Raw genomic sequence first — 14,175 nt, forward strand, 5'->3', positions numbered from 1 at the left:
TTATCCTATGTTGGACTTAATATATTTAAAGCCGAATAACACGAATAGAATTAAAAAGAAAAATAATAATCCAAAAAAGATAGCACTTAACAGAGGATAGAAATAACTAATAGCTGCTGTACAAAACAAGGCCAAAACTAATGCCAGATAAGGAAAAATGGGATAGAATGGAGTTTTATAAGGTCGTTCCAAATCTGGTTCTTTCTTTCGCAGAACCAGCAGGCTCACCATACTAATCGCATACATCACAACCGCTCCAAGTCCGGACATAACAATGATCTGGTCTGTTTTACCAGAATAAATTGCTAGTACCCCAATCAACCCTCCTGCTATGAGTGCCCAGTGCGGGGTTTGATAACGATTCAGAAAACTTAGTTGATTGGGTAGATAATTTTCACGTGCCAATGCAAAAATCTGTCTTGAATAGCTAATAGTATTGCCATGAAAAGAAGCAATTAAACCAAATAGGCCTAAACTAGTGAATATTTTGGTCCATCCACTTTCATGTCCAAACACCATTGCCAGTACCTCTGGTAATGGGTGATCTATCTGTTGGAGTTTTCTCCAATCTCCTACGCCAGCACTCAGAATCATAATACCTAGTGCTAAGATAACAAGTGTAATGATAGCAGAGATATATCCTCTTGGAATAGTTTTCTGAGGATTTTTCACCTCTTCTGCTACCATAGCAACACCTTCGATAGCGACAAAAAACCAGATAGCAAACGGAATACCGGCAAATATGGAACCGAAAGAGATTGTTGGAGGATTATGAGCAAAAAAGTTGTCTGATTTAAAATTAAAAACAATCAATCCCATGAATAATAGGATTTCGCCCACAGAAAGCAACGTTACAATCAAAGAAATACGGGCACCTTCCTTGATTCCAAACCAGTTAACTGCAATGAATATTACATACATGCTGATTGCCGTCTCTTCTACCGGAATTTGGGGAATCAGAAAGTGTATGTAGGCACCTAAGGCATATGCAATGGCTGGCATGGCTAATAAGAAGTCAACCAGCGTTGCAAAACCCGCTATAAAGCCGCCAATGGGACCAAAGGCACGTGTAGCAAAAGAGAATGGTCCTCCGGCCTTAGGAATAGCAGCAGTAAGTTCTGTATAGCTGAAAATAAAAGTGACATACATTAGCGTAACCAGAAGAGTCGAAAAAAGAAACCCTATGGTACCTGAAGTTTGCCAACCATAATTCCATCCAAAATACTCTCCGGATATGACCATACCAACTGCCAGCGACCATAATTGTATGGTGTTTATCTCTTTTTTTAGTTTGGGTTGTGTTTCTGTGATGGTTTGCATGGTAGTTTGTATGGTTTACCTGCCAGAGCAATCTCTGGCAGGAGGAATTATGATTATGGTAAAGCTTTGCTTTTTAACCAGTTGTCACGTAAAGCCAGCATTTCCTTTGTTGTTTTCATTCCTGCTTTCTCATAGGTAACTACTTCTAGTTGTGGATTCTCGCTTAGTGTAACCTTAGTGGTTTTGACAGCACCTTTGTGGTTATATTGTACAGCTACTACATCTCCTGGCTTGTGTTTTTTTATGAGCTCATCCAGATTTTTAGTATCTGTTACAGTTGTATTTTCAACCGAAAGAATAATATCTCCCTGATCAATACCTGCATTGTAAAGCGGGGTATTGATTTGTGTTCCTGTTCTGACACTAATCTGTCCCTGTTCTCCTTTCAGATTTCTTCCAAAGAAAGCCTCATTGGGTCTTGCTTTCCGAAGCAGGAATCCCATTTTGCTTAATAGAGTCTGATAATCTGCTACTTCATGGCCAGTTACATGTTTACGGAAAAAGGTATTGGCAAACGCTGTGTCCTTGGTGACTTGTCCAAGAATGGTTTGGAGATCCGAAACAGTATAGGGTTTTTCCGGTTTCCCCTGAGTCTGCCAAACTGATTTCATAAAATCATCCAGAGTCAGGTTTTTAAATTTTGTTCTCAGAGATAAGTCAAGAGCCAAGCCAACTACACATCCATAAGGATAATAGGAAGTATAGGTATTGGCAAAGTTGACTGGATCTACATAACTGGCCGCATCCACAAACGGAGCCTGCTGACTCATCTCTACAGGTGAAAAGCGATACGTACCAGGAGAATTAAGTACATAATTTAACTGTCCTGACAGACTTTGTGTATATTGGTCATTGTCATAAAATCCTGCTCTTCGTAAAATAAGCTCACCATAATAGCTGGTAAATCCTTCTGCAAACCAAAGTTCGCTGCTCATATTGGAATGCTCAAAATTGAATGGTTCCAATGACTTGGGACGAATCCGCTCTACATTCCAGCAATGAAAAAATTCATGAGAAACTGTACCCAGAAAATCTTTCGGATTGCCTTTAAAAGATGCCGCATCTGTAATGAATGTTGAATTGCGGTGTTCCATTCCATCCCCATCATTATCTGGAAACACATCCTGGATAAAGGTGTAGGTACTATAATCATAGGAAGGCCATTCACCAAAAATACCTCCTGCTTCCTGTACTACTTTTTGTACCATAGGAGTATAGGTAGTTACATTTTCATCTGTACCATCATGATGTAAGGCAAGACGAATGGTAAGAGACTTTTTATCAGTGTTGGTTACAGTCCATTCTTTCAGTGTAAAGTTGCTTAGCTCAGTTGGTGAATCCATGAAGTATTGCAGATTCGGAGCTGAGAAAGTATTTGGCTCAGGGGCTGGTTTGAGTTGGGTGGCTACTTTCCAGTTTGAACCATCTGGTATGTCAAATGTAATACTGATAGGTGCACTCTCTAAACCTTTGGCCCACAGAAAGGTGGCAGGCATATTCAAATGGGCATGTGTTTCATCAATGCCCACATACGTACCATCGACCAGATTTCCAAATAATGTGTACAGAATATTGACCGTGGTCCCATGTTTCGGTATTTCCCATACATCTGACTCTAGCCGATTGATTGCAATATAATTTCCATTGGCATCAGTAGCCTTCAGATTATAAATATTCTTACCAAACTCATGTGTTGCATAACGGCCTGGAGAAGATCGGCTCATTCGAACTATCAGTGGCTGACTGGATAAACCTGAGAAGTTAGCTGTAATTTCTGCTTCGTGATGAACCGCATTGGGAAAAGATACTCTATAATAGATTGCTGATTGGCAATACCCTAAAGAGACAATGAAAAAGATTGTAAAAACAGATACTAGTGTTTTTTTCATGAAGATTGTAAAGTGAATAAAGATTTTTAGCTTGTTTTTAATGTCCGGAATGGTACTATTCTTAGTTTCAGATACCTTCCGGTTTTGAAGATACTATTTTTTGCTCAAGTCTGTGAAGGATGATGGATTATTTTCAGTTGCAAGTATGCTTAGTTAGATAATAACATTAAAATATATAGACTTTTTCATAGAATCGAACATATCACTAGGTATAGGCAAATCATCACTTGTATAGTAATGTTATCCTAGTTTACTGGTAAACATACTATATACTCTGGTGAATCTAATCTGGCTATGCTTATTTTGGGCCATCTGTCTCTCTCCAAATCCTCAATGATAATCAATCTGTGTGCACTTGATAGTGCTTTGCCTCAATCCTCAAATTAGTGAAATACTTGGAATATGAAATAAAGATAGGAAATATTCTTTTGAGAAGATGTAATTGTATTTACTATTAAAACAACTCTCAGAATGAATATAATTACTTAGAAAAAAAATATTATATCAATTGTTTATCCTGCCAAAAAAACAGAATTAATAGATTGAGAGTCACCTGTTTAATACACAGACGAGTGGAAATCTCCACTTCTTAATACCTGTTTAATTTCCATTTAAAAACACCTAAAGCTATGAAACATTTTTATTGGTTGCTGATGTTATTCGGCAACATTTTCACAACCAGCTATGCGATTCAGTCGCCTGTATTAATTTTCCCGCAGGCAAATTCTACAGTTAGTCTTAAAGATCTTTCTGGATTTACGGTTAATGCCAATGAACCTACTGCCCGATATATTGCTATTCGGGTCTGGCTTAATGATCCGCGTAATCTGATATTTGCAGATGCTAAAAATCTGACAGCAAATGAAGCAACCCAAGCTGTTACTTTTAGTTCGTGGGACAAGAGTTTATTAAAGCCCTCACAGCAATATCTGATAGAGCTGAAAACGCTCAATGCCAATGGTGGGTTTCTCAAACAATTATACTTTACCTTTTTTACCTCATCATTGCCTATTCAGATTGCAAGTAAACCTTTATTAATATCTCCCAAGCCTGACTCAGCATTGATTTTATCTGAGAGAGGGGTACTTTACAAAAGCATGGGAACTTATATTGTAAATGCCAATAACCCAATTGCTCGGTATATGAGTGTAAAGGTTTTGAATGCCAGGACTGGCGAGCAAATTAATTATGTAAGAGGAGGTCCCGTATCTGAGATTTATTTACAAGATGCGCAGGCTGCTATCAGCAATGTGAGTCGTACACAATATATTTATGAAGGAAGTATCAGTGAAGGAATTACAGGTAAACCCTTTGGTGGAAAAGTAACTATTGTTACCTACGATTCACTACATGTGTTATTGGATTCTGCTTCTTATCCAATCACAATTATACCCAGACCATTTTCTAAGGATATACCTATACAATTGCTTTCACCTACCCCCGGGCAAAGTAATGTCGCACTTCCTGTTCAGGTTCGAATAAAGCATCCGGATACAACTCCTTTTACAGACATAGAGTTTGTTTATTCCGGTTATGAGATTGATCGGTATCCTGCGGATTGGCAAGGGAGCGATTTTAGAAAAAATACCACTGTGAGAAGGTATTTTTCCGGATCGATTGGTTCTTGGGATATAGATAGCCTGCAACCTGGTACAACCTATCAGTTGAAATTGAACTACACAGTTTTCAATACCTTGGATGCCCAGCCATACATTAACCTGGATACTATCATTACGTTCACGACTAAGCCAGTGATAAGTAGCAGTAAACCTTTGCTCCTCTCACCTAAACCTGATTCTGTAATGGTTCTGTATCAGAGAGGTGTTTTTGATTTGAGTATGGGAAGTTATGTTGTAAATGCTAACAACCCAATAGCCAGGTCTATGGATGTACGCTTTTATAATACACAAACAGGTCAAAGAATAGATTATGTAAGGTCTGAACCCGTACCATTATTTTATTTCGCTAATGCTCAGCTAGCTACCAGTGATGTAACCAGAACTCTATATATCAGCACACCCAATACGGGGAAACTATTTGATGCGAGGGTAGATATGATTACATATGATTCACTTCATACAAGACTGGATTCTGTCTCATACGCTATAAAGATTCTGCCTCGTCCATTGGGTAAAGATCTACCATTAACTTTTCTTTCACCTACCCCCGGACAAAATAATGTGGAGCGTCCTGTTCAGGTTCGAATACAGGAACCAACGTCGCCTCCTTTTACAGATATAGACTTTGCTTATGAATACTATCTGATCGATCGTTATCCGGCAGACTGGCAAGGCAGTGATTTCAGAAAGAGGATGCTCTCAACCAATTTTCCTGTAGGTTCGACACCTTCCTGGCAGATTGATAGTTTGCAAGCGGGTACTACTTACCAGATGAAACTGAGTTATTTGGTTATCGGAGCTTTCGATAGTAGACCTTATCTTCGTTTAGATACAACTATTCTCTTTACAACAGCGCCAGCACAAGGGACGAATCCATTGTTACTTTGGCCAGTAAATAATGCAACTGTTAGTATTTGTGATAGTACGAATGCATTGTTTAATGCAAACAATATCAATGCACAAATGCTCTCTATAAAGGTATTCAGAAATGATCCAAGACAAGTAATACATGAATACAGCTATCAGCTTTCAGATGCTATGTCAGCAACAAAAACTATTGCTGTACCAGATTTCTTTCAGCAGTTGAATGCTTCTGGTCAGTATCTGATCGAAGTAAAAACACAGACCGCTTCAGGTGGGTTAATCGCTCAACAGTACTTTACGTTATTTACCAGTGGTTGTTCATCTGCTGCCAGAAAAGTTTTGTCTGAAAATATGGAGTCTTCTTTACAGTCTATAGTTTCTCCTAATCCATCTGTAAGTGATTTTAAAATCCAGCTACACAGTGGTTACAGTAAAGCTATCGTTGAGGTGATTTCTATAGATGGCAGAATCATAAACCAATACAGTGCTCAAGGTAATAGTCAGATTCAGATAAATGGTAGTGGATTAAAGCCTGGAATGTACCTTATCCAGGTGAGGGGTAGTGATGGAAAGGCTGAACAATTTAAAATCGTGAAGCAATAATCCTAATAATTGATTTTGTTCTGCTTATGGACAGACTACCAATAGCCACAGATATGTTGTGGCTATTGGTAGTATATAGGGATACTTTTCGTGATAGAGTATTGGTTGTTCAATTTTTTGAGATGATCTTGCATCTGACAAGTCAGACCAACAAACCAATTCCTTTATGAAGCATTTCTTACTAATCCTATCTCTATCAGTATACATCTCCTCTCAGGCACAAAAAAACGAATTTCAAACCAAGTTTGAACGCACCAAAGGGACAGAAACGGTTACATATCAGGAAGGTATTGAATTTCTGGAAAAGCTGGATCGCCAGTATGACAAGCTTAAACTTGTAACCTATGGCACAACAGATATAGGCAAACCTCTGCACCTTGCTGTATTGGATGTTCAACAAAGTTTTGACCCGTTTGCCATCCGAAAATCAGGACGGAGCATATTGCTTGTTAACAATGGGATTCATCCTGGGGAACCTGATGGGGTAGATGCAAGTCTGATGCTGTTGCGTAATTTGTTGCAGGACAAAAAACTGCAGCCATTAATTCAGAATACAGTCATTTGCGTAATTCCTTTTTATAATGTAGATGGGATATTAAACCGCGGCAAATACAGTCGAGCGAATCAGAATGGACCTGCCGAGTATGGATTCAGAGGAAATTCCCGAAATTATGATCTGAACCGGGACTTTATTAAAAATGATACGAAAAATGCACAAACCTTTGTCTCTATTTTTAGAGAGTGGCAACCCGATTTATTTATTGATAACCATGTGAGTAACGGGGCAGACTATCAGTATATAATGACTTACATTGCCCCTCAGAAAAATAAACTGGGAGGAGAACTGGGGAAGTATCTGGACACCAGATTGGTTCCTGAGCTAAAGCGGCAAATGAAAGAGGCAAAGTTTGAAATGACACCTTATGTCAATGAATTTGCGACTACTCCTGATTCCGCTGGTATTGCAGGATTTCTGGAAACGGCCCGTTATTCTACCGGATATACTGCATTGTTTCAAACCATAGGGTTCATGCCTGAAACACATATGCTGAAACCTTTCGCTCAACGTGTAGAGGGTACCTACCAGTTTATGATTAGTATGTTGACTATGTTACAAATCGACGGGCAAAAAATACGAACATTGAAACAGCAGGATATAGAGAATGTAAAGACTCAAACCAATTTTGTTGTGGAGTGGCAATTGGATAAATCTGTTTCTGAAAAGATTGTTTTCAAAGGATATGAAGGTAGAATGATACCCAGTAAGGTGACTACAGGAAAACGACTATTCTATGACAGAACAAAGCCTTACACAAAAGAAATTCCTTATTACAATACATTTACCCCAAAAACTACTGTTCAAAAGCCTCAAGCCTATCTTATTCCACAGCAGTGGGAGAGTATTATTACAAGACTGAAACTCAATAAAGTAGAGTTGCAGCAGGTGTCCCGTGATACAAGTGTGGAAGTAGAAGTATATTATATAGCAGATTTCAAGACCTCCGGACGTGCTTTTGAAGGGCATTATTTGCATTCAGATGTAAAACTTCGTAAGGAAAACCAAACCCTGGTTTTTCGAGCTGGAGATTATATAGTCCCTTGCAATCAGACTGCCAACCGGTATATTGTAGAGACGCTGGAACCCCAAGCGACAGATTCATTCTTTAACTGGAATTTTTTTGATAGTATTCTTCAGCAAAAGGAGGGATACTCTGATTATGTATTTGAAGAGCTCGCTGAGAAACTACTCAATGAAAAGCCGGAACTGCGAAAAAAGTTGGAAGACCAAAAAGCTTCAGACGAAAAGTTTCGTAATAACCCCAGAGCACAACTGGATTTCGTATATAGAAATTCTCCTTATTACGAACCATCTCATCTACGTTATCCTGTCTTTCGAATTCTATAAAGCAAAAGGAGGAGTCTGTCAGACTCCTCCTTTTGCTTTATTATAACAGGTTAGTTATTACAGTTTAACCCATTTTTTCAATACCACATCCTGTTGAGAAGACGGATTGGAGATTTTCTCAATGCGATAACTAATTGCAGGATTACTGCTTAAAACAACATTAATATTTTGAAGAATTCCTCCACGGCTAATCGTAAATACTACTTTATCTCCAGCTTTTTTTCTTCCAAGCCACTGTTGTAAATCATCTCCCAGACGGAAGTTATCAATGGCGATAATCTCATCGTTTACATTTAATCCATACTCATAGGCAGGAGTCCCTTTGGATACACCATTAATGGTTAGCTTTCCTGATGAGAATGAAGTTGTTGCTCCCAGAAATGCTGCTTGTGGATTTGATTTGTATTCTCCTAAACGTAATCCGGCATAACCTAGGAATTTATTGTAATCAATTGTTTTGGCATCGTAGATATTGTTTCTGAAGAAATCATCCATGCTGTGTCCTGCTATCTTCTCCACGGTTTGTTGAAACTCTGTATCTGTAAAACCACGTTTCTGTTTTTTATAGTATTCTTCATATAGGAATTTCATCACATCATCCAGTGATTTTTGTCCATTGGTACTATGAATGATTTCCAGATCCAGCATAGGAGCAATTACTCCACCTTTTGTATAGTAGGAAATAGTAGAGTTGCGAGAGTTTTCATCTGGACGATAGTATTTAATCCATGCATCCCAGCTTGACTCTGCTGCTGACTGAACTTTATTACCTGGTTGGTTTTCTGTACTGCCAATTCCGTTTGCAATGGTCGTAATAAACTGACTTGCATCCATAAAGCCTGCACGATGTGCGATCAGATCTTCATAGTAGCTGGTAAATCCTTCTGATACCCACAACATATGTGTGTAGTTCTCATTATCATAATCAAAAGGTCCTAATACTTGTGGGCGTATACGTTTTACATTCCATAAATGGAAATACTCATGAGCAACCAGAGTTAAGAAGCCTACATAGTTATTTTCATAACTCCAGCGAGTAGTTTGCAGAGTAGTTGAATTCAGGTGTTCCAGACCACCGCCACCATTTTGCAGATTATGTACAATAAATGTGTAATCTTTATTTGGATTTTCGCCTACTACTTTACCAGCTTCTTCTACAATTTTTTTCATGTCGTCAGCCAGTTTTCCTTCCTCATAGTTTCCAATTCCATACATAGCTACTTTGTGAGGAATACCCAAGGCTGTGAATTCAAATATCTTCTGATTGCCAACTTCGATAGGGGAATCAACCAGAATATCATAATTGGGAACTGCCAGTGTCCATTTATCTTTTCCGGCAGCGGATAAACCTGTAGAAATCTGAGTCCAGTCTTTGTAGGGTTTAACAGTTACTGTAGAAGGGAGCTCTTGTTGCTTATCAATATACATGAATACTGCTGCTGGTTGCACATAACCATGAGATGCATCCAGATAAGGTGTACGAACACTTACTTCAAATGCGTATACTTTGTACTCTACAGTGACTTCTTCTGCATTGTTACTATACACTCTCCATGCATTTTTAGATACTTTTTCGCTTTTTAGCGAACTACTCTTACCACTCACTGCAGTGAACCCTTCTACATTGCGGGCATACTCACGCACCAGGTATGAACCAGGTGTCCAGACTGGTAATTTAAAATCAATAGTAGATTGTTTAAGACCACTAACGGTAATTTTGACTGTAAAGTAGTGGGTGTGAGGTTCATCCATACTCAGGAAATACGATAATTTAGGGGCTGCCTGCAGAATCGTTGAAGAGAGGAGAATAAGGAGTGAAGAGAGAATAAAGCTTTTTTTCATTAGCAACAGGTTTTGGTATCTAGAATGTTGGTTAGGTTCGCAAAATAGTAAAAAACGCTGGTATTACTTTGCTGCGTTTAAACAGAATCGTCAAATCAAACAGAATAAAGTGTCTGAAGCGCTTTCTGCAAGTCATTGGGAGTTCCCACATCCAGACAGCTGCCGTCTTCAAACAAGACCCCGCGTACATGTAGACCATTGTCAATAGCAGCTTGCATGATGTCACTGAAAATGATTTCACGGGCATTGCCTGTTTCAAATTCAGGTCGTCTGTGTTCCAGATACTCATGCATAAACTGCGTAAAAGCAGGAGACCAGGCGGCAATTGCCCATACATATTTGAGAGAAGTTTGAGTAGGTTTAATCTCTACCTTAACAATTCTTCCGTCTGTTGCCAGGTCAACAGGATCCCATTTATGCGGGAATTCAGTTGGGAAAAGCCCCAATACCACATCTGCAGATGTAGATTTTAACTCAGACACTATGTCTTTAAATGCATCCCGTGGAGTAATCAGGATGTCAGGGAAGCCCATTACAACAATATTGTTCTGCACGAATGGATAGGCTTGATCCAGTGTGTAAGGTGGACCATAAGGGACATTCATTAACAAATATCCTATATGCATGTTTAACATTGCACCATCTCCATAATAAGCAGGAATATCCCATTTGCCTTGCCGAATGACTATAAATGCTTTGTCTGCACCTCCTGCACGCATATCTTCCAGTAAATATGTAGCTACAGCTTTGGGACGAAGTCCTCCATCAGAGGTTGGATATAGCCCTAATGGAAATAATTCTTTACTACAGGGCAGTGGTGAAATGCGGGTTGCCTTACCTCCCGCAGGAATTAATCCGATAATATCTTGATCCATGCCGAAAATTGCAGGAATTTTAGCGAAAAAAAAAGCTGCCAATAGTAAAACTGGTAATCGGCAGATAATTGATTTAGTAAACAGGTGGTTGGAAATGTAATAACATACTGTATAGTTATTCTTCTGATATCCAGGTTTCGGTGAAGGTGTATTTATATGTGTTATTTTCTATAGAGTCTGTTTGGGGATATGGATAGCTGATAATCAAAGTAGATTTAGTGAGCTTGTCAATGATATAAGATACATTGTCTAATACAAGATGGGATTCATCTTTATTAATAGACCCTGCTCTATTGTTTACATGTTCTTTTCCTTGTTTCGTAATACCTAAAAGATTATCCTTATACTAAATGTAGGCTTGATTTTATTGAAGACATACTTTTCATCCCTATTGCATCTATCCACTAACTCAAATAAATTGTGTGATATATCTTTACTTCTTCTGCATTTGTAAATCATATAAGATAGAAACTTAATCAATTCTGTTTTTTCACCAGACAACCATTTACATGAAAACATTCTCACGCCGAAATTTTCTTCAGGTAATGATGATGAGTGGGGCAGCTTCTACAGTTTTTTCCTCTCATTCACTCCTTGCATGTACAAATCGTATTCAAAAATCCCGATTGGGAATAGCGTTAGTGGGATTGGGATATTATAGTACAGATTTGCTCGCACCTGCTCTGCAATTAACAAAAAAATGTTATCTGGCTGGAATTGTGACAGGAACTCCGGAAAAGGCCGAAAGATGGAAGAAACAGTATAAGATTCCGGATAAGAATATTTACAACTATCAGAATTTTGATCAGATAGCCAATAACCCGGATATTGATGTAGTATATGTGGTATTGCCTCCTTCTATGCATGCTGAATATACTATCAGAGCAGCAAAAGCTGGCAAACATGTATTTTGTGAGAAACCTATGGCAATGACAGTTGCTGAATGTGAATCAATGATTAAAGCTTGTAGGGATAACAAAGTAAAGCTGGCTATTGGGTATCGTTGCCAGCATGATCCGAATACTCGTGAATACATGCGCTTTGCAAAAGAAAAAACATTTGGAAAGGTTCAGATGGTTGCATGCGGAGCTGGATATTTTGATCCGCGTACAGATCACTGGAAGCAAAAAAAGGCATTAGGAGGAGGTGTAATGTATGATATGGGAGTATATGCATTACAGGGTGCAAGATTAGCCACAGGAGAGGAGCCTATAGCTGTAACAGCCCAACACTTTACTACCAGACCTGAAATTTATAAGGATGTAGATGAAACTACATTATTTCAATTACAATTCCCAAGTGGTACTGTTGCGGCCTGTCATACCAGTTTTGGAATTAATATGAACTACCTTCAGGCTAACTGTGAGAAAGGTTTTTTTAAGATGGAGCCGTTTTCTTCATATAGTGGAAATCAGGGCATAAGTTCACAAGGTACTATTCAGTTTCCATTGGCTAACCAACAGGCAAAACAGATGGATGATGATGCAGAAGTTATTTTAGCTAATCGATCTCTTCTGGTACCAGGCGAAGAAGGACTACGGGATATCAGAATTGTAGAAGCTATTTATCAGGCTGCCCGTTCAGGAAAGCAGGTAAAATTGTAGGAGGCAATAAAAATAAAGAAGCCGGATCACATAACATCCGGCTTCTCTTTTTGAAGTATTTAATTCTTCTTTCTATACACAGGTTTTACTGGACGGCCAAGCAGATATTTTTCAATTCCTTCATCTAATGCCTTCCGATAAACTTGTAACGATTCATGGATAATGTCAAGTGTTTGAGCTACATCCTGATCAGAATGGGAATAACTCACAATTAGTGATGGAGCCAATAAACCACGTCTCATCGTTTCCTGCAGAAATAAAGTTCTGTAAGGTTGAGAAGGTTGTTTTTGCTGGTCTTTAGTATAATATACCAGTGCACAATCTTTTCCTGAAACGCCAAAATGTCCTTCCAGGTGCAGTTCCTGTACAGATTGCTCAATACCTTTTCTCAACTTTGCTCCCTGAGTATATAAATGTTGAATTACAGGTTCCTGCTGATACACTTTTATAGTAGCCATTGCTGCTGCCAAGGCATGACTTTCAGCTCCATAGGTCGTTGACATTAAGAATACCCGATCTTTATCATGTTGCAAACCACCCAATTGCATGATCTCTTTTTTTCCTACCAAAGCTGATAAGGCAAATCCATTAGCAATAGCTTTACCAAAACTTGCCAGATCCGGCTGGATGTCATACATGGTTTGAGCCCCACCATTGTGCCAGCGAAACCCTGTAATGATTTCGTCCAGGATGAATACCGCACCATTCTCATGACAAAGCTTTTTTAATTCTTTAAAGTAATTTGGTGCAGGAGGAACATCTTTTTCCGCTTCCAGAATGATACAGGCTATTTGATTAGGATATTGAGCAAATAGATCTTTCAGACTTTGAAGATCATTGTATTTGAATTTTACTGTCATATCCTGAATAGCTTTCGGAATACCAGAGTTGACAGCTGTAGTTCCAATAAACCAGCCTTCTACTGAGAAAAACGGATGATCTCCACAAATAGCAATCATATCACGTCCTGTATAGGCCCGCGCTAATAATACAGCTGCAGAAGTTGCATCAGAGCCATTCTTGGCAAACTTAACCATTTCCTGGCCTTTGATTATATCCAGCACTATTTCTGCACATTCCAGTTCAATAGTAGCAGGACGATTAAAATTAATCCCCAGATCCATTGCTTGTTTGGCCGCCTCATTAACAGGAGTAAACGCATGTCCTAATGTAACGGAACGGAGACCCATGGCGTACTCAATAAATTCATTGCCATCCACATCCCAGATATGGCATCCTTTACCTTTGACTATATAAGGTAAAGATGTTTCCGGATACTGATCATCCCCTTTGGCATATGTATGACTACCACCAGGTATAATTTCGTTAAAGCGTTTTTGTAATGCGTTTGATTGCACAAAGCTGCCAATTTCAGTAACGGTGTGATTCATAGGGTGTATAGATTTTGTATGAAACATGAAAAGGTATTAGACCGGCGTATTCAACTATATAATTATGGAGGCAAGCTTCTGGAATTTTATAATTAATAATAAAAAGCGGCAATATGTAAACTTCTGGTTTATCTTACATAAGTCAACATACATAGCTAATATAATAAGTTTGTAGAAGTTATATACAGTGCAACAATGATTTATGAATTTTAATAGTTGTATATTTTGAATTTTATACAACAAATTTTATACAAAAAAAGGT

The 14,175-nt window shown here is 38.6% G+C and carries 8 protein-coding genes; 3 read left to right on the top strand and 5 right to left on the bottom strand.

The features are described 5' to 3' along the window. Together eat and QNI22_RS00735 are read right to left on the bottom strand one after the other, a co-directional pair. A complete protein-coding gene (gene eat / locus QNI22_RS00730; protein WP_314508684.1) occupies positions 1 to 1,320 on the bottom strand; it encodes an ethanolamine permease in 1,320 nt (439 codons plus the stop codon). 53 nt (positions 1,321 to 1,373) lie between these two features. After that, positions 1,374 to 3,209, bottom strand: coding sequence for a M61 family metallopeptidase (locus tag QNI22_RS00735; RefSeq protein WP_314508685.1), 1,836 nt, complete (start codon positions 3,207 to 3,209; stop codon positions 1,374 to 1,376). 629 nt (positions 3,210 to 3,838) lie between these two features. On the opposite strand from QNI22_RS00735, the gene QNI22_RS00740 reads away from it, so the two are divergent. Then, the gene (locus tag QNI22_RS00740; protein ID WP_314508686.1) at positions 3,839 to 6,295 is read left to right on the top strand and encodes a T9SS type A sorting domain-containing protein; all 2,457 of its coding nucleotides are present in this window, start codon (positions 3,839 to 3,841) and stop codon (positions 6,293 to 6,295) included. A gap of 166 nt (positions 6,296 to 6,461) precedes the next feature. Next, complete coding sequence (locus QNI22_RS00745; RefSeq protein WP_314508687.1) at positions 6,462 to 8,201, top strand: M14 family metallopeptidase; 1,740 nt, start codon at positions 6,462 to 6,464, stop codon at positions 8,199 to 8,201. Between the two features lie 57 nt (positions 8,202 to 8,258). Here the strand turns inward: QNI22_RS00745 and QNI22_RS00750 are convergent, their stop codons facing one another. Both QNI22_RS00750 and QNI22_RS00755 read right to left on the bottom strand, forming a co-directional pair. Beyond that, positions 8,259 to 10,043 carry a M61 family metallopeptidase gene (locus tag QNI22_RS00750; protein WP_314508688.1) on the bottom strand — a complete coding sequence of 595 codons (1,785 nt, stop codon included), beginning with the start codon at positions 10,041 to 10,043 and terminating at the stop codon, positions 8,259 to 8,261. Between the two features lie 95 nt (positions 10,044 to 10,138). After that, positions 10,139 to 10,918 (bottom strand): nucleotidyltransferase family protein, encoded by a 780-nt coding sequence (locus QNI22_RS00755; protein ID WP_314508689.1) that lies wholly within the window; start codon positions 10,916 to 10,918, stop codon positions 10,139 to 10,141. Between the two features lie 509 nt (positions 10,919 to 11,427). On the opposite strand from QNI22_RS00755, the gene QNI22_RS00760 reads away from it, so the two are divergent. Next, positions 11,428 to 12,522, top strand: a complete 1,095-nt coding sequence (locus tag QNI22_RS00760; RefSeq protein WP_314508690.1) for a Gfo/Idh/MocA family protein — start codon at positions 11,428 to 11,430, stop codon at positions 12,520 to 12,522. A 59-nt stretch (positions 12,523 to 12,581) separates the two neighbouring features. Here the strand turns inward: QNI22_RS00760 and QNI22_RS00765 are convergent, their stop codons facing one another. Continuing rightward, on the bottom strand, positions 12,582 to 13,913 hold the full coding sequence (locus QNI22_RS00765; protein WP_314508691.1) for a glutamate-1-semialdehyde 2,1-aminomutase: 1,332 nt from the start codon (positions 13,911 to 13,913) through the stop codon (positions 12,582 to 12,584). Positions 13,914 to 14,175: the final 262 nt, after the last annotated feature.

Origin of the sequence: Xanthocytophaga agilis, from assembly GCF_030068605.1 — a bacterium.
In the GTDB taxonomy this organism is placed as follows: domain Bacteria; phylum Bacteroidota; class Bacteroidia; order Cytophagales; family 172606-1; genus Xanthocytophaga; species Xanthocytophaga agilis.

Excerpts from the sequence above, each read along its gene's own strand:
- eat (WP_314508684.1), bottom strand. The coding sequence starts at position 1,320 with ATGCAAACCATCACAGAAACACAACCCAAACTAAAAAAAGAGATAAAC.
- QNI22_RS00735 (WP_314508685.1), bottom strand. The coding sequence starts at position 3,209 with ATGAAAAAAACACTAGTATCTGTTTTTACAATCTTTTTCATTGTCTCT.
- QNI22_RS00740 (WP_314508686.1), top strand. The coding sequence starts at position 3,839 with ATGAAACATTTTTATTGGTTGCTGATGTTATTCGGCAACATTTTCACA.
- QNI22_RS00745 (WP_314508687.1), top strand. The coding sequence starts at position 6,462 with ATGAAGCATTTCTTACTAATCCTATCTCTATCAGTATACATCTCCTCT.
- QNI22_RS00750 (WP_314508688.1), bottom strand. The coding sequence starts at position 10,043 with ATGAAAAAAAGCTTTATTCTCTCTTCACTCCTTATTCTCCTCTCTTCA.
- QNI22_RS00755 (WP_314508689.1), bottom strand. The coding sequence starts at position 10,918 with ATGGATCAAGATATTATCGGATTAATTCCTGCGGGAGGTAAGGCAACC.
- QNI22_RS00760 (WP_314508690.1), top strand. The coding sequence starts at position 11,428 with ATGAAAACATTCTCACGCCGAAATTTTCTTCAGGTAATGATGATGAGT.
- QNI22_RS00765 (WP_314508691.1), bottom strand. The coding sequence starts at position 13,913 with ATGAATCACACCGTTACTGAAATTGGCAGCTTTGTGCAATCAAACGCA.